Origin of the sequence: Streptomyces sp. NPDC056503, from assembly GCF_042794995.1 — a bacterium.
Taxonomy (GTDB): Bacteria; Actinomycetota; Actinomycetes; order Streptomycetales; family Streptomycetaceae; genus Streptomyces.
The window spans coordinates 1-19,459 of sequence record NZ_JBHTST010000155.1; the positions used below are offsets into that span (position 1 = coordinate 1).

At 75.8% G+C, this 19,459-nt stretch carries 17 protein-coding genes; 14 read left to right on the forward strand and 3 right to left on the reverse strand.

The genetic code is table 11. The annotated features are described in order from the left end of the window. From ACFQ8C_RS31990 to ACFQ8C_RS32025, 8 genes are all read left to right on the forward strand, one after another. Positions 1–1,298, forward strand: a 1,298-nt coding sequence (locus ACFQ8C_RS31990) for an allantoate amidohydrolase (RefSeq protein WP_383464425.1), incomplete at its 5' end; no start/stop codon positions are given. Further along, positions 1,289–2,629: a formimidoylglutamate deiminase gene (locus ACFQ8C_RS31995; RefSeq protein WP_383464427.1), complete on the forward strand. Its 1,341-nt coding sequence runs from the start codon at positions 1,289–1,291 to the stop codon at positions 2,627–2,629. The genes ACFQ8C_RS31990 and ACFQ8C_RS31995, both read left to right, overlap by 10 nt. Positions 2,630–2,685: 56 nt before the next feature. Next, entirely contained in the window at positions 2,686–3,858 is a 1,173-nt protein-coding gene (gene hutI / locus ACFQ8C_RS32000; RefSeq protein ID WP_383464429.1) for an imidazolonepropionase, read from the forward strand. 132 nt (positions 3,859–3,990) lie between these two features. Next, the gene (locus ACFQ8C_RS32005; protein ID WP_383464432.1) at positions 3,991–5,082 is read left to right on the forward strand and encodes a GNAT family N-acetyltransferase; all 1,092 of its coding nucleotides are present in this window, start codon (positions 3,991–3,993) and stop codon (positions 5,080–5,082) included. Between the two features lie 28 nt (positions 5,083–5,110). Beyond that, on the forward strand, positions 5,111–6,409 hold the full coding sequence (locus ACFQ8C_RS32010) for a glycosyltransferase (RefSeq protein ID WP_383464462.1): 1,299 nt from the start codon (positions 5,111–5,113) through the stop codon (positions 6,407–6,409). Further along, a complete protein-coding gene (locus ACFQ8C_RS32015) occupies positions 6,406–7,215 on the forward strand; it encodes a polysaccharide deacetylase family protein (protein WP_383464435.1) in 810 nt (269 codons plus the stop codon). Before ACFQ8C_RS32010 ends, ACFQ8C_RS32015 begins: the two co-directional genes overlap by 4 nt. A gap of 147 nt (positions 7,216–7,362) precedes the next feature. Further along, complete coding sequence (locus ACFQ8C_RS32020) at positions 7,363–9,303, forward strand: hypothetical protein (RefSeq protein WP_383464438.1); 1,941 nt, start codon at positions 7,363–7,365, stop codon at positions 9,301–9,303. Between the two features lie 49 nt (positions 9,304–9,352). Next, a complete protein-coding gene (locus tag ACFQ8C_RS32025; protein ID WP_383464441.1) occupies positions 9,353–9,757 on the forward strand; it encodes a hypothetical protein in 405 nt (134 codons plus the stop codon). Between the two features lie 14 nt (positions 9,758–9,771). On the opposite strand, the gene ACFQ8C_RS32030 is transcribed toward ACFQ8C_RS32025, so the two are convergent. The 3 genes from ACFQ8C_RS32030 to ACFQ8C_RS32040 all read right to left on the reverse strand — a co-directional run bounded on the left by ACFQ8C_RS32030 (position 9,772) and on the right by ACFQ8C_RS32040 (position 14,186). Beyond that, positions 9,772–11,868, reverse strand: a complete 2,097-nt coding sequence (locus ACFQ8C_RS32030) for a lipopolysaccharide biosynthesis protein (protein ID WP_383464443.1) — start codon at positions 11,866–11,868, stop codon at positions 9,772–9,774. Next, entirely contained in the window at positions 11,865–13,064 is a 1,200-nt protein-coding gene (locus tag ACFQ8C_RS32035; protein ID WP_383464446.1) for a DegT/DnrJ/EryC1/StrS family aminotransferase, read from the reverse strand. Before ACFQ8C_RS32035 ends, ACFQ8C_RS32030 begins: the two co-directional genes overlap by 4 nt. A 216-nt stretch (positions 13,065–13,280) precedes the next feature. Continuing rightward, entirely contained in the window at positions 13,281–14,186 is a 906-nt protein-coding gene (locus ACFQ8C_RS32040) for an RNA polymerase sigma factor SigF (RefSeq protein WP_383464447.1), read from the reverse strand. Between the two features lie 208 nt (positions 14,187–14,394). On the opposite strand from ACFQ8C_RS32040, the gene ACFQ8C_RS32045 reads away from it, so the two are divergent. The 6 genes from ACFQ8C_RS32045 to ACFQ8C_RS32070 all read left to right on the forward strand — a co-directional run bounded on the left by ACFQ8C_RS32045 (position 14,395) and on the right by ACFQ8C_RS32070 (position 19,379). Then, positions 14,395–14,772 (forward strand): STAS domain-containing protein, encoded by a 378-nt coding sequence (locus ACFQ8C_RS32045; protein WP_383464450.1) that lies wholly within the window; start codon positions 14,395–14,397, stop codon positions 14,770–14,772. 69 nt (positions 14,773–14,841) lie between these two features. Next, positions 14,842–15,261 (forward strand): ATP-binding protein, encoded by a 420-nt coding sequence (locus ACFQ8C_RS32050; protein WP_383464453.1) that lies wholly within the window; start codon positions 14,842–14,844, stop codon positions 15,259–15,261. 164 nt (positions 15,262–15,425) lie between these two features. Then, a complete protein-coding gene (locus ACFQ8C_RS32055) occupies positions 15,426–16,118 on the forward strand; it encodes a peptidase (RefSeq protein WP_383464455.1) in 693 nt (230 codons plus the stop codon). After that, the gene (locus tag ACFQ8C_RS32060) at positions 16,115–17,029 is read left to right on the forward strand and encodes a hypothetical protein (protein ID WP_383464457.1); all 915 of its coding nucleotides are present in this window, start codon (positions 16,115–16,117) and stop codon (positions 17,027–17,029) included. Before ACFQ8C_RS32055 ends, ACFQ8C_RS32060 begins: the two co-directional genes overlap by 4 nt. Then, the gene (locus tag ACFQ8C_RS32065) at positions 17,026–18,039 is read left to right on the forward strand and encodes a hypothetical protein (RefSeq protein ID WP_383464460.1); all 1,014 of its coding nucleotides are present in this window, start codon (positions 17,026–17,028) and stop codon (positions 18,037–18,039) included. The genes ACFQ8C_RS32060 and ACFQ8C_RS32065 overlap by 4 nt, the downstream gene beginning before the upstream one ends. Positions 18,040–18,053: 14 nt before the next feature. Next, positions 18,054–19,379, forward strand: a complete 1,326-nt coding sequence (locus ACFQ8C_RS32070; RefSeq protein WP_383464465.1) for a hypothetical protein — start codon at positions 18,054–18,056, stop codon at positions 19,377–19,379. The last annotated feature ends 80 nt before the right edge of the window (positions 19,380–19,459 follow it).

Consider the following 19,459-nt stretch of genomic DNA (forward strand, 5'->3'; position numbering starts at 1 on the left):
CCCCCCCCCCCCCGGGCCCCCCCCCGGGGGCCCCGGGGGCGGCGCACCCCGCGCCCCCCGGCCGCGGCGACCGGCCGAAGAGCCCGAACTCCCCCTCGTTCCACGCGATGTGGCGCAGCCTCGCCCCCCTCGGCCGCAACGCGTCCTCCGGCGGCTACCGCCGCTACGCCTGGACCGGGGCCGACGCCGACTGCCGGCTCTGGTTCCGGATGCAGGCCGAGGCCCGCCGCCTGGACGTCGAGACCGACCGCAACGGCAACCAGTGGGCCTGGCTCGGCGACCCCACCGCGGGCGACGCCGTCGTCACCGGCTCCCACCTGGACTCCGTCCCCGACGGCGGCGCCTTCGACGGCCCCCTCGGCGTCGTCTCCGCCTTCGCCGCCCTCGACGAACTCCGCGCCCGCGGCGTCTCGTTCAAGCGGCCCCTCGCCATCGTCAACTTCGGCGACGAGGAAGGCGCCCGCTTCGGCCTCGCCTGCGTCGGCTCCCGCCTCACCTCCGGCCGGCTGACGAAGGAGAAGGCCTACGAGCTCCGCGACGCCGACGGCATCAGCCTGCCGCAGGCCATGGAGGCGGCCGGCCACGACCCCGACGCGATCGGCGCCGACCCGGAGCGACTCGGCCGCATCCGCGCCTTCGTCGAGCTCCACGTCGAGCAGGGCCGCGCCCTCGACCTCTCCGGCGACGCCGTCGGCATCGCCTCCGCCATCTGGCCGCACGGCCGCTGGCGGTACGACTTCGCGGGCGAGGCCAACCACGCGGGCACCACCCGGCTCGTCGACCGCCGCGACCCCATGCTGACGTACGCCGAGACCGTCCTCGCCGCCCGGCGCGAGGCCGAGCTCGCGGGCGCCGTCGCCACCTTCGGCAAGATCTCCGTCGAGCCGAACGGCGTCAACGCCATTCCGTCGCTCGTGCGCGGCTGGCTCGACGCCCGCGCCGCCGACCAGGACTCCCTGGACGCCGTCGTCACCGGCATCGAGACCGCCGCCCGCGACTACGCCGCGAAGCACGGCATCGACCTCGCCGTCGTCCGCGAGTCCTTCACCCCGGTCGTCGACTTCTCGCACGCCCTGCGCGACGAGCTGGGCCGGGTCCTCGGGGAGAAGACCCCCGTCCTCGGCACGGGCGCGGGACACGACGCCGGAATCCTCTCCGCGTCGATCCCGACCGCCATGCTGTTCGTACGCAACCCCACCGGCGTCTCGCACTCCCCGGCCGAGTCCGCCGGCGAGGACGACTGCGTGGCCGGGGTGCTCGCCCTCGCCGACGTACTGGAGGACCTGGCGTGCCGCTGACGACGACGTACTGGCTGGAGCACGCCTGGCTCGGCACCTACGCCGAGCCGGGCGTCGCCCTGGACGTGACCGACGGCCGGATCACCGCCGTCCGGACCGGGGCGGACGCCCCGCCTCCCGGCGCGACCGTCCTGCGCGGCTTCACCGTCCCGGGGCTGGCGAACGCCCACTCGCACGCCTTCCACCGCGCCCTGCGCGGCACCGTCCAGGTCGGCTCCGGCACCTTCTGGACCTGGCGCGAGGTCATGTACACCGTCGCCCAGCGCCTCACCCCCGACAGCTACTTCGCGCTGGCCCGGGCCGTGTACGCCGAGATGGCGCTGGCCGGCATCACGGCGGTGGGCGAGTTCCACTACCTCCACCACGCCCCCGGCGGCACCCCCTACGCCGACCCCAACGCCATGGGCGAGGCCCTGATCGCGGCCGCCGGGGAAGCGGGCATCCGCATCACCCTCCTCGACACCGCCTACCTCTCCGCGGGCTTCGGCGCCGCCCCCGACCACCACCAGCTGCGGTTCTCCGACGGCACGGCCGAGAAGTGGGCGGAGCGGGCGAGCGCGCTGAAGGACCGGGACGGCGTACGCGTCGGCGCCGCGATCCACTCGGTCCGCGCCGTCCCGGCGGACCAGCTGTCGACGGTGGCCCGCTGGGCCGAGGAGCGGCGGGCCCCGCTCCACGTCCACCTCTCCGAGCAGACCGCCGAGAACGAGGCCTGCCACGCCGCCCACGGCGTCACCCCGACCCGGCTCCTCGCCGACCACGGCGTCCTCGGACCGCGCACCACCGGCGTCCACAACACCCACATGACGGACGCCGACATCGCCCTCGTCGGCTCCACCTCCACCGGCACCTGCATGTGCCCCACGACGGAACGCGACCTCGCCGACGGCATCGGCCCCGCCGTCGACCTCCAGAAGGCCGGTTCCCCGCTCTCCCTCGGCAGCGACAGCCACGCCGTCGTCGACCTCCTGGAAGAGGCGCGGGCCATGGAGCTGAACGAACGCCTGCGCACCCACGTCCGCGGCCACTGGACGGCCGCCGCGCTCCTGCGCGCCGCGACGGCGGACGGCCACGCGGCCCTCGGCTGGGCCGACGCGGGCGCCCTGGAGCCCGGCGCCCTCGCCGACTTCACGACGATCGCCCTCGACACCGTCCGCACCGCCGGCCCGGTCCCGCGCCTCGCCCCGGAGACGGCCGTCTTCGCCGCGTCCGCGGCCGACGTCCGCCACGTGGTGGTCGGCGGCCGCACCGTCGTGCGGGACGGCGCCCACGTCTCCGTGCCGGACACCGCCGGCGCCCTCGCGGCCGCGATCGCCGCGCTGAGGGACTGAGGGACACCCCGCCCGTCGGCCCGCACCCGAACCCGTCCGCCCCACCGGAGAGCACCTTGACGACCACGGTCATCACCCACATCGCCACCCTCGTGACGAACGACCCCGCCCTGGGCGACGGCTCCCCGCTGGGCCTCGTCCGGGACGCCGCCCTGGTCCTGGACGGCGACCGGGTCGTCTGGGCGGGCCCGGCGGCGCAGGCCCCGGCCGCGGACGAGGCCGTCGACGCCGGCGGCCGCACCGTCCTCCCCGGCTTCGTCGACTCCCACTCCCACCTCGTCTTCGCCGGCGACCGCACCGCCGAGTTCAACGCCCGGATGTCCGGCCGGCCCTACCAGGCGGGCGGCATCCGCACCACCGTCGCCGCCACCCGCGCCGCCACCGACGCCGAGCTGTCGGCCAACGTCGCCCGCTACATGCGGGAGGCGCTGCGCCAGGGCACCACGACCTTCGAGACGAAGTCCGGATACGGCCTGACGGTCGAGGACGAGGCCCGGGCGCTCCGCATCGCGGCGGAACACACCGACGAGGTCACCTACCTCGGCGCGCACATCGTGTCGCCGGACTACGCCGACGACCCGGCGGCCTACGTCGACCTCGTCACCGGCGCGATGCTGGACGCCTGTGCCCCGTACGCCCGCTGGGTCGACGTCTTCTGCGAGGAGGGCGCCTTCGACGGCGACCAGGCGCGGGCGATCCTCAAGGCCGGCCAGGCGAAGGGCCTCCAGGCCCGCGTGCACGCCAACCAGCTCTCGTACGGCCCCGGCGTGCGGCTCGCGGTCGAGCTGGACGCGGCGAGCGCCGACCACTGCACCCACCTCACGGACGCCGACGTCGACGCGCTGGCCTCCGGGAACACGGTGGCGACGCTGCTGCCGGGCGCCGAGTTCTCGACGCGCGCGGTGTGGCCGGACGCGCGGCGGCTGCTCGACGCGGGCGTGACGGTGGCCCTCTCCACGGACTGCAACCCCGGCTCCTCGTTCACCTCCTCGATGCCGTTCTGCGTCGCCCTCGCCGTCCGCGACATGGGCATGACCCCCGACGAGGCCGTCTGGTCCGCCACCGCCGGCGGTGCCGCGGCCCTCCGCCGCACCGACGTCGGCCGCCTCTCCCCGGGCGCCCGCGCCGACCTCACCGTCCTCGACGCCCCCTCCCACGTCCACCTGGCCTACCGCCCGGGTGTCCCGCTGGTGGCGGAGGTCCGGCGCGGGGGCGTCCGCGTGGTCTGACGCGTTCCGTGACCCCCGGTCACCCTCGTCCCCCTCCGTGATCCAAAGGGCGAGTATGCCTGCCGGGGAGGGGTTCGGGCCGGTACCTTCCTGTCCAGAAGGTGCTCGGGGGATGACCGGGGGGTCGGCTAGGTGACTGCTTGGCGTGTGCGGATCGTGCGGCCGGGGGAGCTGGGCGAGCGGGAGATCGAGGCGTGGCGCGGGCTGAGGGCCAAGTCCGGCGCCCCCGCGAACCCGTTCATGGAACCGGAGTTCACCCTCGCCGTCGGCGCCGTACGACCCGCGGCGCGGGTCGCCGTGTGGTGGGAGGACGGCGAGCCCGTCGGCTTCTTCCCGTACGAGAAGGGCCCGTTGGGGCGCGGCCGGGCCATCGGCTTCGGCGTCTCCGACAGCCAGGGCGGCGTCTTCCGGCCCGGGCTGCGGCCCGGCACCGAGGCCTTGCTGCGCGCCTGCGGACTGGTCTTCTGGGAGTACGACAACCTGGAGACCGGGCAGCCCGTCTTCGAGGGCGCCGCCGACGAGTCCTTCGCCTCGCCCGTCATCGACGTGGGCGAGGGGTACGCGGCGTACGAGGCGCTGCTGCGGGTCCAGTCGCCGAAGTTCCTGAGGACCACCCTCGCCAAGGACCGCAGGCTGGCCCGGCAGGCCGGCGGCGAGGTCCGCTTCGTCTTCGACGAACGCGATCCGGCCGCCCTGCGCACCCTCATGGAGTGGAAGTCCGCGCAGTACCGCCGCACCGGCCGCGGCGACCGCTTCGCGCAGGACTGGATCAGCGCCCTCGTCCGCCGCCTCCACGCGCAGCGCACGCCCGGCTGCTCCGGCGTCCTGTCCGTCCTGTACGCCGGCGACCGCCCGGTCGCCGCCCACTTCGGGCTCCGCTCGGCGACCGTCCTGTCGTGCTGGTTCCCCGCGTACGACCCCGAGTTCGCCAAGTACTCCCCGGGCCTCGTGCTCCACCTCCGGATGGCGGCGGGCGCCGCGGAGGCGGGCATCGGGACGCTCGACCTTGGGCGGGGCGCCGCCGAGTACAAGGACTCCCTGAAGACCGGCGAACTCACCGTGTACGAGGGCGCCGTCACCCGCCCCGACCCGCGTACGGTCCTGCACTGGCTCCGCCGCGAGCCCGTCCGCGCGGCCCACGCCTACGTCCGCTCCCGCCCGGCGCTGGCGGCCCGCGCCCGCGAGGCCCTGAACACCGCCGCCCGTCTGCGCGGCGACCGCTAGCGGTGGCCGGCCCGCACGTCCCTGGGGGATCCCGTTGAACCAGCAGTCACCGATAGCCGTAGCGGAACTGGAGCTCGACGCGTCCGGTACCGCCGTCGGGTTCCGCCCCGCCCCCGGCGCCGGGAAGCCCCGCCCCGGTGACGTCTACGCCCTCGTCCGCGTGGACGGCCGTCCCGCCGCCACGGTCCTGGGCCGGTACGAGGACGGCGAGGACCCGGCGCGGGTCCTGGCCGCGCTCGCCGCGCAGCGCCTCCTGGAGGGCGGCGCCCTCCCCACCGCCGCCGAACGGCTGGCCGCGGCGGAGGCCCCCGCCCCGGCGGACACCGCCCCGCCCCGCGCCTCCGTCATCGTCGCCACCCGGGAGCGCCCCGACTCCCTCGCCCGCGCGCTCGACTCCCTCCTGGCCCAGGACCACCCCGACCACGAACTGATCGTCGTCGACAACGCCCCCCGCACCACGGCCACCCACGACCTGGTCACCCGCGCGTACGGCCGCGTCCGGTACGTCCGCGAGGACCGTCCCGGCCTGGCCGCGGCCCACAACGCCGGCGTGGCCGCCGCCGGCGGCGAGGTCCTCGCCTTCACCGACGACGACGTGATCGCCGACCCGCGCTGGCTGACCGCGCTCGCCACGCCCTTCGCGGCGGACCCCGGGCTCGGCTGCGTCACCGGCCTGATCCTGCCCGCCCGGCTCTCCACCCCCGCGCAGATCCTCCTCGAATCCCACGGCGGCTTCGCCAAGGGCTTCGCGCCCCGGCTGTACGACCCGGCCCGGCCGCCCGCCGACGAACCGCTCTTCCCCTTCACCGCCGGCAGCTTCGGTTCCGGCGCCAACATGGCCTTCCGGGCCTCCGCGCTGCGCCGGGCGGGCGGCTTCGACCCGGCCACCGGCACCGGGACGGCCGCGCGGGGCGGCGACGACCTGTACGCCTTCGTCGCCGTCCTCGCCGCCGGGCACCGGCTCCGGTACACGCCCGACGCGCTCGTCTGGCACCACCACCGCGAGACCTGGCAGGACCTGGAGAACCAGGCGTACGGCTACGGCGCCGGGCTCACCGCGTACCTCACCGCCACGATGGTCCGCCGCCCCGCCCTGCTGCCCGCCCTCCTCGCCCGCCTCCCGCGCGGCCTCGCGCACGCCCGGACGATGACGGCCGAACGCGGCGGCGGCTCCGACGGCGGGTCCCACGCCGGCGGGGTCCCCGGCGAGCACGGCACCCAGCACCACCCCTGGCCCGCGTCCCTCTCCCGCCTCGAACGCCGCGGCATGCTGTACGGCCCCGTCGGCTACCTCAAGGCACGCCTCTCCCAGGGAGCCTCCCGATGAAAGGCGCCCCCGCGCACACCCGCGTCCCCGTCCTCCTCTACCACCCGGTGATGGACGACCCGCCCGCCTGGATCGCCGAATTCACCGTCACCCCGCGGCAGTTCGCCGCCCACCTCGACGCGATCACCGGCAGCGGGCGGACCCCGCTCACCGTCGGCGCGCTCGTCGGACACCTCGCCGCCGGCACACCCCTGCCGCCCCGGCCCGTCGTCCTCACCTTCGACGACGGCTTCGCCGACCTCGCCGGCCCCACCGCGGAGGCGCTCGCCGCCCGCGCGCTGCCCGCCACCGCCTACCTCACCACCGGCGCCCTCGCCCCCGGCCGGCCGTGCCTCCTGCCGCCCGCGCCGATGATGACCCTGGCGCAGGCGCCGCGCCTGGAGGAGTACGGGATGGAGGTCGGCGGCCACACCGTCAGCCACCCCCAGCTCGACACCCTCGGGTCCGCCGCGCTCCGCCGCGAACTCCGCGACTCCAAGGCCGAGCTGGAGGACGTCCTCGGCCACGAGGTGCGCCACCTGGCCTACCCGCACGGCTACAACAGCCCCGCCGTCCGCCGCGCCGCCGAGGCCGCGGGCTACGCCTCCGCCGTCGCCGTCCGGCACGCCCTCAGCTCCGCGTCCGACGAGCTCTTCCGGATCGCGCGGCTCATCGTCCGCCGTGACCACACCGCCGCCGACGTGGAGGCCTGGATGGACGGCCGGGGCGCCAGGGTCGCCCCGTACCCCGACTCCCTGCCCACCCTCGGCTGGCGCCTCTACCGCAGGGCCCGCGCCCTGGTGAAGGGCCCGGAGTTCGCCGGCTGAGCCCGCCGGAACCGGCCGGGCAAAGCCGGACCAAGATCGACAAACCCCGTACGCGAGACGGGAGTTGTGCAGCCGGACGGAAGCGCAGTACGTTCCCTTGCTCCGTCCGGAGGTGTTCGTCCAGGGGACAGTGGGGGAGAAGAGTTCGTGCAGAAGCAGGGGCAGGGGCAGCCGGGACCGGTGACCGACGGCGGCGTGCCCGCGCAGCCGGGCGCCCCGTACGACGCGACGCCCGCCCGGGCGACGGCCGACGCCGCCCCCGGGACACCGGGCGCCGCACCGCCCCCCGCCGCCTCCGGACCCGGACGGTTCGGCTCCCCGACCGTCCTCGCCCTCGCCCCGCTCCTCGTCGCCGCCGCGCTCTGGCTCTGGGCGCTGCCCCGCATCGACTTCCGGCACATGGACGAGTTCGGGCTGCTCGACCGCTTCCCGGCCACCTTCTACGCCGCCCTCGCCGTCCTCACCGCCGGCTTCGTCCTCAGCCTCCGCCGGGCCGGCACCGCCCCCCTCTGGCCCGCCGTCCACACCGTGGCCATGCTCTTCGCCCTCAAGGCCCCGCCCGCGGTCCTCTACGAGACCGTCCGCTACGCCTGGGCCTCCAAGCACGACGCGATCATCACCCGGCTGCTCGCCGAGGGCACCGTCCACCCCGGCACCGAACTCTCCGGCGGCATGTCCGCCTACGACCAGTGGCCCGGCTTCTTCGCGCTCGACGCGGCGCTCGTCCGCGCCTTCGGCGTGGAGGGGGCCGCCTCCTTCATCAACTGGGCGCCGGTCGGCCTCGGTCTGCTCACCCTGCCCGTGCTCGTCCTCGTCTACCGGACCTTCAGCGACGACTGGCGGCTGGTGTGGACGGCGGTGTGGATCTTCCAGCTGGCCAACTGGGTCGGCCAGGACTACCTCTCCCCGCAGGGCTTCTCCTACCTGCTCTACCTCACCGTCCTCGCCGTCGTCGTCCGCCACTTCGTGCGGCCCGGCTCCGCCGGCCGCCTGCGGGACCGTGCCGTCCTCGACCCGGCCGCCGCCGCCGTCCCGCCGGCCACCTCCACCCGGCAGCGGGCGGTCGCGGTCCTCCTCCTCGTCCCCGTCATCGCCGCCGTCAACGCCGCCCACCAGCTCACCCCGCTGATGCTGTGCGTGACCCTCGCGGCGCTCTGCCTCACCCGCCGCTACCGCAACCTCGGGCTGCTCGCCACGGCCGGCGCCCTCATGCTCGCCTGGTACCTGACCATGGGCCGGGAACTCTTCCTCTCCACCCTCTCCACCCTCGGCGAGAAGCTCGGCAACCTGCTCGCCAACTCCCGGCCCGGCTTCGCCGGCGAGCCCACCGGGCCCGGGCCCGAACTCGTCGGCAGCGCCAACGTCCTGATGGTCCTCGCCCTCGGCGGGCTCGCCGTCGCCGCCGTCCTGCTCCGCCGCCGGCTCGTCCACAGCGCCCTGCCGCTGGTCCTCGCCGCCGCCGCGCCCGTCCCGCTGGTCCTGGTCAACGACTACGGCGGCGAGATGATCTTCCGGGTCTACCTCTTCGGCCTGCCCGGCTCCGCCTTCTTCGCCGCCGCCGCGCTCGTCCCCGCCGCCGGTGCGGCGAGCCGCGGCGCCCTCGTCGCCCGCAGGGTCGCGATCGTCGCGCTGCCCCTCGCCCTCCTCACCATGCTCGCCGGCTTCCTGCCCTCGTACTACGGCAAGGAGGGCATGCACTACGCCCAGCCCGGCGAGACCGCGCTGACCCGCCGGGCCCTCGACCGGGCCCCCGAGGGGGCGCTGATCCTCGCCGCCACGGGCGCCTTCTCCGACTCGTACTACCGCTACGACCGGTACGAGCGCTGGTTCTTCACCGAGCAGGAGGTCGACGAGAACCTCCGGATGCTCAAGGACCCGGCCGGCTACCTCGCCGGCGGCATCCCGGCCGGCCGGCCCGCCTACGTGATCCTCACCCCCACCCAGGCCGAGGCCGTCATCGGCGAGGGCTACCTCCCGGCCGGCGGCTTCGACTCCCTGATCGCCGCCCTGAAGGCGTCACCGCTCTTCGGGGTCGTGGAGGAGGGCCGGTACGGGATCGTGCTCCGCTACAAGCCCACGACCGGCTGACCCCTCCCGCCCCGCCACCCGCCGACCCGACCGAAGGAGCCGGTACGCCATGGCCCTCCCGCGCCTCTCCCCCGTCCAGCGCAGAGCCGCCCTCGCCGCCTCCGGCTGGGTCGCGCTCGCCGCCACCGCGCTGCCCGGCGGCTCCCCGCTGCGCTGGATCCCCGTCCTCGCCTTCGTCGGGCTCGCGCCCGGCTTCGCGCTGCTGACGCCGCAGCCGGCCGGGCTGCGCCCCGGCGCCCGCCTGGAGCTCTTCGCCCTGGCGGCGCCGGTCAGCCTCTCCCTGGCCACCCTCACCGCCACCGGACTCTTCCTCGCCGACGCCTTCAGCGTCGCCGCCTTCCTCGGCGTCCTGGCCGCCTTCGTCACCGTCGCCGCCCTGCTCCCCGGCGTCCCGCTGCCCGCCGTGACCCGGGACGCCGGCGTCCCGGAGGACCGGGCCTCCGTCGGCCCCTGACCGCCGAGCGGCGGTCAGGCGCGCAGGCCGCGGACGGCGTACGCGGCCATGGTGACGCCGGAGAGGCCGAGGAGGAGGGGGAGCGGGGCGGCCGCGAAGGACTGCTGGGCCGCCCAGCCGGCCCAGACCAGCACCCACACCGCGCCGGCCGTGATCCGGCCGCCGGCCCCCAGGACCCGCAGCAGCGCCGCCGCGAGCAGCAGGCAGAGGGCCTGCGCCGCGATCGGGGCCGTCCACGTCGCCGGGCCGGTGCCGAGCAGCTCGGTGCCGGGGCCGACGGCGGCCGGCGGGAGGAGGCCCAGGAGCGGCGGGGCGGTGTGCAGGGCGAGGAAGGTGGCGAGGAGCACGGCCGTCGCGTAGCCGCCGCGGAAGGCGCGCGGGGCGACCGCCGCGCCCTGGAGGGCGACGAGGACCAGACCGGCCAGCAGGGTCGGCACCGGCAGCGCCGTGAGCAGCTCCGTACCGGAGAGCCGGGCCGCGTCGAGGGGGTCGGCGAAGGCGAGCGGCAGCCAGAAGGCCGCGGCCGCCGCGGCGAGCAGGGCCCACAGGACGGGTCCCGAACGGTCGCGCGGGGGAGTCGGCGGGGGCGTGCGGCGTACGGGGGCGGGCTCGGTCGCGCGCGGGCGGGGGACGTACACGGGGATGCCGAACGCCGGAGTCACCGTGTCCTGCGCCGCCGTGGCGCGCAGATACGCGCTCTGCCGCGCCCACTGGGTGCCGTAGCCGTCGTCGTCGGCGGGGGAGGAGGCCGCCGCGGGCCGGGCGGCGGAGGGTTCCGGCTCGTCGTGCGCGCCGCCCCTGAGGACCGCCCGCAGCCCCGGCACGCACACCAGGGCCATCACCGTCATCCCGCCGAGCACCGCCGCCCCGGCCCCGGAGATGCCCAGCGGGCCGAGGAGGACGGCCGCGCCGCCCAGGACGAGGACGCACATGCCGGCCTGGACGGCGGCGAGCATCCCGGTGCGGCCCTGGACGCGGAGCACCCCGATGTACAGCTCCACCGCGACCCGGGGGAGCGCCCCGGCGGCGAGCAGCCGCAGCACGGTGGAGCCGTTGTCGGTGTAGCCCTGGCCGAACGGGGTGAGGATCAGCGGCGCGAAGAGCACCAGGACGAGGACGACCGGGACGAGCAGCAGCACCATCCGGCGCAGCGCGCCCCGGACGCCCTCGGCGAGGGACTCGGGGCTGTGGGAGGCGTGCGCGGTGAGCGAGGAGGCCATGTTGATGGCCATGAACTCCATGGTGCCGCCGACGGTGTACGCCGTGTAGAAGAAGGCGTTGTGCGCGGCGTCGAAGCGGACGGCGACCATGACCGGCAGCAGGCTGATCATGAGGAGGCTGAAGAAGGCGCCGAAGGCGTCGCCGGCGACGAAGCGCCCGATCTCGCGGTAGGTGGGCGGCTCGCGGTCCTTGTCGGCGCGGGCCTGCTCGGGGATGAGCCGGCGGAAGACCAGCCAGGCCAGCGGGATCGTGGAGAGCGCGATCGCCGCCGCCCAGGAGACGAAGACGCCGAGGACGGGCAGCGCGGCGGCGAGGACGACGAGCAGGACGAGCTTGCCGACGGAGAAGACGGCGTTGCCGACCGGCACCCAGAAGGCCTTCCGCAGGCCGGTGAGGACGCCGTCCTGGAGGGTGAGCAGCGCCCAGCCGACGGAGGACAGGGTGAAGAAGATCCCGGCGGAGAGGGTGCCGAGGGGGGCGTACGAGGGTCCCCACAGGTCCAGGGTGAGCAGGAAGATCCCGGAGGCGGCGGCCACCACGACCGTGCTGAGGAGGTAGAGGCGGAGCACGAGCGGGCCGGTGGCGCGGCCGGCCCGGGGGACGTAGCGGACGATGGCGCCGGCGAGGGTGGTCGCGGTGATGGAGGCGAGCATCCGCTGGGCGGCGATGGCGGCGGAGCCCTGGCCGACGGCCTCCTCGGTGTAGTAGCGGGCGGCGACCAGCCAGAAGCCGAGCCCGAGGGCGGCGGAGACGCCGGTGGAGAGCATGAGGGCGTAGGCGTTGCGGAAGAGCGAGTCCTCGCCGTCGGCCGCCGGGGCCTCCTTGCCCTTCGCCTCGCGGGCCCCCGGGGCGTCCGGGTCGGCGCCCCGGGCGCGTACGGTTCCGGTCACCGGGCGCCGCCGAGGGCGGGTGCGGGCACGGCGGGCCGGGCGCCGGAGGCGCGCAGCGCGGCGAGGGCCTCGTCGGCGCGGCGCGGGTCGACGGGCAGGGCGTGCCGGGCGAACCAGGCGGCGGGCGCGGGCGCGGGGGAGGGATCGGTGAACCGCTCCCCGGCGTAGGTGTCGAGCGGCGGGTCGTAGAGGTAGCCGACGGTGATCCGGCGTCGGGCGAGCGCGGCCACGGCGGCGTCCCGGTCCTCGACGAGGAGCGGCACCCGGAAGAGCGGGGGGACGGCGCCGTCCGCGGGGAGGCCCTGGCCGGAGTACTCGGAGGCGAGGAGGCGGGCGGTGCCGGCGCGGTGGGCGTCGAGGGTGGTGTCGAGGGCGGCGAGCCTGCGGCGGGTGCGGGCGAGGCGGGCGGCGCCGGCGCGGAGCCGGTAGTCGTGCATGTCGACCCGGACCCAGGAGTGGAAGGGGTCGAGCGCGGGGGCGGCGTCGAGCGCGCGGGCGAGTTCCTCGGGGCGCAACGGCATCCGGATGCCGGGCCGTTCGTGGACGCCGAGGGCGCGCAGGGCGGCGTGCGCGGGCCGGGCGAGGCGCAGGCCGCGGGCGGTGGCCTCGGCGTACGGGCGGGCCAGGTAGGAGAGTTCCTTGGCGAGCCGGGCCGGGCGGAGCAGGGCGTCCCGCTCGGCGGCGAGACCGTCGCGCAGGGCGGGGTCGGCGACGGCGAGGAAGCCGCCGGTCTTGGCGCCGGTGTGCTTGGAGAGGCTGAAGACGGCGGCGTCCCCCCAGGCGCCGACGGGGCGGCCGCCGACGGTGGAGCCGATGGCGTGGGCGGCGTCCTCCAGGAGGGGGATGCCGAGCCGGTCGCAGCGGGCGCGCAGTGCGGGCGCGGGGTCGGGGTTGCCGTACAGGTTGGTGGTGAGGACGGCGGAGAGTCCGGACCAGACGGCGTCGGGCACGGCCGCCGGGTCGACGGAGCCGTCGCGCGGGTCGAGCGGGGCCTGTACGGGCCGGAGGCCGGCGGCGAGCACCACGAAGAAGATCACGTCGTCGTTGACCGGGGACATGAGGACCCGGCCGCCGGGCGGGCACCAGCGGCGGAGCGCGAGGTAGAGGCCGAGGCGGCACGACGGCACGTAGAGGCACTCCCGGCCCCCGAGCCGCGCGCGCATGCCTTCTTCCAGGTCCGCGTACGCAGAAACCATGACAGATTCCCCCCAGATCCCCGGGCTCAATGTCGCCCCTTCCGGACGGCCCCGTCAACAACGGCCCGACCGGCGGCCCGTGGTGCCGCACGGGTCGTACAGGTCGCACGGAAGGGCCCGTTCGGGTCGAAGACCGTGAACGGGCCCTTTCCGTCGCCATTTTGACGGCTCACGGGGTCCGGTGGAGGTCATTCCGCCGGAGTGATCCCGGGAGGGTCACTCCTCCAGGGTGAGTCCGCGGCGCAGCCGGGCGAGGGTGCGGGAGAGCAGCCGGGAGACGTGCATCTGGGAGATGCCGAGCTCGGCGCCGATCTCCGACTGGGTGAGGCCGGTGACGAACCGGAGGGAGAGGATGAGCCGTTCCCGTTCGGGGAGCGAGGCGATCATCGGCTTGAGGGAGGCGACGTACTCGATGCCGGTCAGGCCGTGGTCCTCGTAGCCGAGCCGGTCGGCGAGGGTGGTCTCGTTCTGTCCGTGGTCGTCGTCCTCGGTCTGGGCGTCGAGCGACGCGGCCGTGTAGGCGTTGCTGGCGGCCATGCCCTCGACGACCTCGTCCTCGGACAGGCCGAGTTCGGCGGCGAGTTCGCTCACGGTGGGCGCCCGGTCGAGGCGCTGGGAGAGGGCGTCGCCCGCCCGGGCCAGGTCGAGCCGGAGTTCCTGGAGCCGCCGGGGGACGTGCACGGACCAGGAGGTGTCGCGGAAGAAGCGCTTGATCTCGCCGATGATGGTCGGCATCGCGAAGGTGGGGAACTCGACGCCGCGGGCGAGTTCGAAGCGGTCGATGGCCTTGATGAGGCCGATCGTGCCGACCTGGACGATGTCCTCCATGGGTTCGCTGCGGGTCCCGAAGCGGGCTGCGGCGAAGCGGACCAGGGCCAGGTTGAGTTCGACGAGGGTGTTGCGGACGTACGCGTACTCGTGGGTGCCCTCCTCCAGCTCGGCGAGCCGTGCGAAGAGGTCCTTGGAGAGGGCGCGGGCGTCGGCGGGGGCGACCCGGTCGAGCGGGCCGTCGAGGCGTTCGTCGAGCGCCGGGGGCGGCGCGGGTGTGGGGGCGGCGGGACGGGGAAGGGCTGGTGTCGACGGCGCGGTGGGGGTGCGCGGGGCGTCGAGCCGGGGTGACATGGGTCTCCTCCAGGGTGGGTGTCCGGGTGCGGTGTGCGGCGCCTCCAAAGCCGGCTGGATCGGGTGTCACGTACTAGCCCTACCTGGTCGGCGGCGATCGTTGCAAGTGGCAATAATCCGTTATGGACGGTTTTGTGGTGGGCTCGTGTGCGCCGGAAGGTGCCCCGCTAGTAGGGTTCGGCGAAGTCGATCGAGGAGGGGTCACACCATGGACCGCCAGCACATCGGCAGCGCGCAGCCCGCGCGGCTGCGGGTCGAGGCCAGAGCCGTGGACGGTGACGCGGAACTCCTCGTACCGGTGGGTGAGCTCGATCACCACACCGCCGAGCTGCTGCGCGCGCCGCTGGACGCCGCCATCGACGCGGGCCGCGTCCGGCTCGTCGTCGACTGCGAGGGGCTCGGCTTCTGCGACTCGACCGGCCTCAACGTGCTCCTCGGGGCGCGCCTGCGCGCCGAGGCCGCCGGCGGCGAGGTCCATCTGGTGGCCATGCGGCCCGCCGTGGCCAGGGTCTTCCGGATCACCGGCGCCGAGGCCGTCTTCACCGTGCACGACACCCTCGCCACCGCCCTGCCCGGCTCCGGCTGACGCCCCGGCGCCGCGCCCCCTTCTCGTCCCTGCCCCTGCTGTCTCGTCGACCGGTGAGGTGAAGTGCTGATGGACCAGGCTTCCGACATCCGTACCCTCGCGCTCGGCGAGACCAGCGGCACCGTCCCGCTCGCCCGTGACTTCACCCGCACCGCCCTGACCGAGTGGGGCTGGCTGCCCGCCGTCGGCGCCGACCGCAGGGCCGCCGCCGAGGACGTCCTGCTCGTCGTCTCCGAACTCGTCACCAACGCCTGCCTGCACGCCGAGGGCCCCGAGCGGCTCCGGGTCCTCCGCCTCGCCAGGACCGTCCGCCTGGAGGTCACCGACCGCGGCGCCGGCCAGCCCGTGCCGCGCACCCCGCACCGGGCCGGACGCCCCGGCGGGCACGGCATGTTCATCGTGCAGCGGCTCTGCCTGGACTGGGGCATCCAGCGGGTGCCGGGCGCCCCCGGCAAGACGGTCTGGGCCGAACTGGCCTCCCCCGCCTGACGGTTCCGCCCCGTCGCGGGCGACCGCCGCAGGACTTTCACCGTCGCTCTTCTTCCCTCCGTACGGCCCCAGGCGTACCTTGACGCCCAATCTGATGATGCGTCAGGAACATCGGTGAGGGGTCGCGGGTGTCCAGGAAACCGAACCGGAGGAGGGCGGCCGCCGTGCTCACGGCCGCCGTCGCGGTCTGGGCCCCGGCCGGGCTGGCCGCCGCGCCCGCCGCCCACGCCGAGGTCGTCGACGTGAAGTACGCGTGCGAGACGGAGATCGGCGACCGGTCCGCCGTCTCGCCCGTGGACATCACGGCCGAGCGGAAGGGCGACGCCTACGCGATCACCATGACCTTCGACAAGGGCGTCTCCGACAGCCCCGTCGAACTCCCCAAGGGCGTCATGACCCCGCGCGCCGAACTCGTCCTCGGCGGCGACGACCAGGGCACCGTCAAGGTGAAGGGCGCCCCCAACCCCGCCGCCGTCCCCGCCTTCACCCCCATCCGGATCGGCACCCTCACCGGCACCTACACACCCGGGCGGAACGGCACCGTCACCTTCACCGCCGGAGTGCTCACCGTCCACGCCCTCGGCATGGACGCCGCCGTCTGCCGGCCCGCCGGCACACCCGGCCCGTCCCTCACCCTCACGGTGACGGGCCTGCCGGAGACCGGGACCGGGAAGGAGGGCGAGGAGACCGAGGGGGCCGAGGGGGACGGCGCCGAGGCCCTCCCGGGCGGCGAACTCCCCAGGACCGGCGGCCTCTCCACCACCACCGCCCTCGCCACCCTCGGCGGCACCGTCCTCCTGGCCGGCGCCGGCACCCTCCTCTGGCTCACCCGCCGCCCCCACCCGGCCCGCCCGTGACCAGGCCCGAGACCCCCGCCGCACCGCGCGGGCCCGTCCCCGCGGCCGGCGGCGGGAGGCCCGCGCGCCGGGGCGCCCCGCCCAGGGGCCGGTACGCGCTCCTCGCCGCCGCGGCCGTCCTCGGCACGCTCGCCGCCGCGCCCCCCGCCACCCCGCGGGGGACCGCCGCGCCCCCCGCCGCCGAGTGGACGGCCGCGCCCGCCGCCGGACGGCCGTACGCCTACCTCGAAGGACCCGCCGGCAGCGTCCTGGAGGACACCCTCTCCGTCACCAACCCCGGGCCCCGGGCGCTCACCGTCACCCTCACGGGCGAAGGGCCCGCCGCCGTCGCCTTCGCCGCCCGCACCGTCACCGTGCCCGCCCGCACCCGCGCCGACGTGCCCTTCGCCGTCACGGTGGCCGCCGCCACCCCGCCCGGCGAACACCGCGGCACGGTACGGGCCGCGGCCGGCGGCCGGCGGACCGAGGTCGACCTGCGGCTGAAGGTCAGCGGGCCCCGGCTCGCCGCCCTCACCGTCGAGGACGCCCGCGTCGACCGCGCCACCGGCACCCTCCACTACACCCTCGTCAACCGCGGCAGCACCCTCCTCGACCGGCCCCGCCTCGCCGTCCGCGCCGACGGCCTCCTCGGCACCGTCCTCGACCTCCCCGACCGTGCCCTGCCGCTCACCCTCCGCCCCGGCGAGCGCGCCGCCCGCACCGAACCCTGGCCCGACCCGCCGGCCCTCGACTCCGTCACCGTCCGGCTCACCGCCACCGCCCCCGGAGCCACCCCCGCCACCGCCGCCACCGCCGCCGTCTTCGCCTCCGCGCCCGCCCTCGCCGGCGCCGCCGTCCTGCCGCTCGCGGCGGCGGGCGGAGCCGCGTACACGCTCCGGCGCCGGGCCCGTACGAAGGGAGCCACCACATGAGACCGGCCGCCGCCCGTGCCCGTACGGCCCTGGCCGCGCTGCTCACGGCCCTCGCCCTCGCCCTGCTCCCGGCCGTCCCCGCGCACCCCGCGCCCGCCGCGGGCGACCCCACCGTCGCCGTCTCGCGCAACCAGGCCGCCAAGGGCGGCGAACTCACCGTCAGCGGCACCGGCTGGAAGGCCGGCGCGCTCCTGATGGTCCTGCTCTGCGGCCAGGGCACCCCCGAGAAGGGCGTCGTCGGCGGCACCAACAGCTGCGCCAACACCGACGGCCGCGCCGCCACCGTCGACCCGCGCGGCGCCTTCAGCGTCAAGCTGCCGGTGGTCGCCCCGCCCAAGCCCTGCCCCTGCGTCGTCCACGTCTCCGGAGTCACCGGCAGTCAGGACGTCGTCGACGCCGGCTTCACCGTCACGGACCACCCCACCGCCCCGCTCCCGGACGCCGCCGGCGACGGACGGCTCGCCGTCCTCACCGCCGCCCGCCTGGAAGGCTCCGGCGGGGTCCTCACCTGGTTCGGGGCGCCACCGTCCCGCACCCTCGTCCTCACCGTCGGGAACCTCGGCACCGCGCCCGTCCGCGACCCGGTCTTCCTCGTCGGCACCGCCCGCGGCGTCCTCGCCCCGGGCGACGAGGAACACCAGTGGCGCGGCACCGTGAAGCCCGGGCAGAAGGCCCGGATCGAGCTGGACGTCGAGCTCTCCGCCGGCGCCCACGGCGACTACCGGGTCTCCGTCTCCTACGGCGGGAAGGTCCTGGCCGAGCAGCCCTGGAAGGTGGGCCGGCCGTGGGGCGTGGTCCTCTTCTGGGCCCTGCTCGCCGTGGTCGTGCCCGCCGCCCTCTTCCGGATCGGCATGGTCCTCGTCGACCGGGCCGGCGGCCGGAACCGCGACTCCGTCCCCGTCCCCCTACCGGCGGACGCGGACGGCCCCGGGACGGCCTCGGCGCTGCCGTGGTTCCTCCCCGACTCCGCACCGTCCGAGAACAGTCCGACGACGAAGGGACATTCGTGAGCACGCAACGGAGGATGAGCGCGGCCGGGATCGCGCTGATGCTCGGCGGCGCGGGGATCCTGCTTTCCGCCGGTCCCGCCCAGGCCGCCCAGATCTCGTTCAAGACGGAGTGCATCCCGCCGTCGATCTCCGGCCTGCCCCCGGTGCAGGGCACCACCACGGTGCTGGTCACCGCACCCGCGACCGCCAAGGTCGGCGACACCGTCGAGGTCGTCTGGAAGACCGTGAAGCCGGCCTCCAAGAACCCCGACATGCTCGATCTGGACGCGAACACCGTCAAGCCGACCGGGACCATGAAGGTCGGCGGGGCGCAGGGCGGCACGGTCGCCATGGAGGGGCCCCGGCAGAACCCGCCGATCCCCAAGAACACCGACATGGTCCTGCCCGAGATGAAGGGCACCCTGAAGCTGACCAAGGCGGGCGACGTCACGCTGACGCCCGACGCGTACACGATCAACGTGTCGAAGCCGATGTCTACTAACACCACGTGCACGCCGAAGGAGCAGGTCCCGGTCGGCGCCACGATCAAGGTGACGGACGGCGGCGGCTCCGGCAGCGGCGGCGGCTCGGGCAGCGGCGGCACCGACGGCGGCGGCTCGGACAGCGGCGGCTCGGACAGCGGCGGGTCCGGCGGCGACGGAGGGTCCGGCGGCTCCGGCGGACAGACCGACTTCCCGGGCAAGGAGGTCAAGGTCGCCTTCGCCTGTACGTCCCCCGGCCCCGACGCGATCAACTCCAAGGTCACCATCAGCGCCAGGAAGAACGGCGGCGCGTACGACCTCACGGTCAAGACGGCCAAGGGCGTCATGAACAGCCCCGCGCCGCTGCCCGCGAACGCCCTCACGCCCAGCATGGACATCAAGATCGGCGGGGCCGACAGCGGCACCGTCAAGGTCACCGGCGCGTCCAACCCCACCGCGCTCAAGATGAACGACCCGGTGAGCCTCACCGACATGAAGGGCACCTACCGCCCCGGCGCCACCGGCAAGGCGACCCTCTCCCCGGGCGCGCTCACCATCAGCGTCGTCCTCGCCCCCGGCGCCGACCCGATCAAGATCCCCTGCACCGTGAAGGGCACGGTCGAGGCGTCCCTCACCCTGGACACCGCCAAGCAGTCCGGCGGCGCCTCCGGGAACGGGGACAACGGCGGCTCGGAGGACGGCGGCAACGGCAACGGCTCCGGCAACGGCTCCGGGGGCGGCGACGGCCTCGCCCAGACCGGCGCCGAGTCCGACGGCGCCCTGCGCGCCCTCGGCCTGGTCGCCGGCACGGCGATCCTCCTCGGCGGCGCGGTCTTCACCTTCACCCCGTGGCGGCGCCTGGCCCGCGGGAACCGCTGAGCGGACCACCGGGCGGAGACCGCCGGACACGGACCACCGAGCGGAGGAAACGGGACGGCCCCGGCACACCCTGAGGGCGG

Excerpts from the sequence above, each read along its gene's own strand:
- ACFQ8C_RS32050 (WP_383464453.1), top strand. The coding sequence starts at position 14,842 with ATGGACCAGGCTTCCGACATCCGTACCCTCGCGCTCGGCGAGACCAGC.
- ACFQ8C_RS32015 (WP_383464435.1), top strand. The coding sequence starts at position 6,406 with ATGAAAGGCGCCCCCGCGCACACCCGCGTCCCCGTCCTCCTCTACCAC.
- ACFQ8C_RS32040 (WP_383464447.1), bottom strand. The coding sequence starts at position 14,186 with ATGTCACCCCGGCTCGACGCCCCGCGCACCCCCACCGCGCCGTCGACA.
- ACFQ8C_RS32045 (WP_383464450.1), top strand. The coding sequence starts at position 14,395 with ATGGACCGCCAGCACATCGGCAGCGCGCAGCCCGCGCGGCTGCGGGTC.
- ACFQ8C_RS32065 (WP_383464460.1), top strand. The coding sequence starts at position 17,026 with ATGAGACCGGCCGCCGCCCGTGCCCGTACGGCCCTGGCCGCGCTGCTC.
- ACFQ8C_RS32025 (WP_383464441.1), top strand. The coding sequence starts at position 9,353 with ATGGCCCTCCCGCGCCTCTCCCCCGTCCAGCGCAGAGCCGCCCTCGCC.
- ACFQ8C_RS32070 (WP_383464465.1), top strand. The coding sequence starts at position 18,054 with ATGAGCGCGGCCGGGATCGCGCTGATGCTCGGCGGCGCGGGGATCCTG.
- ACFQ8C_RS32035 (WP_383464446.1), bottom strand. The coding sequence starts at position 13,064 with ATGGTTTCTGCGTACGCGGACCTGGAAGAAGGCATGCGCGCGCGGCTC.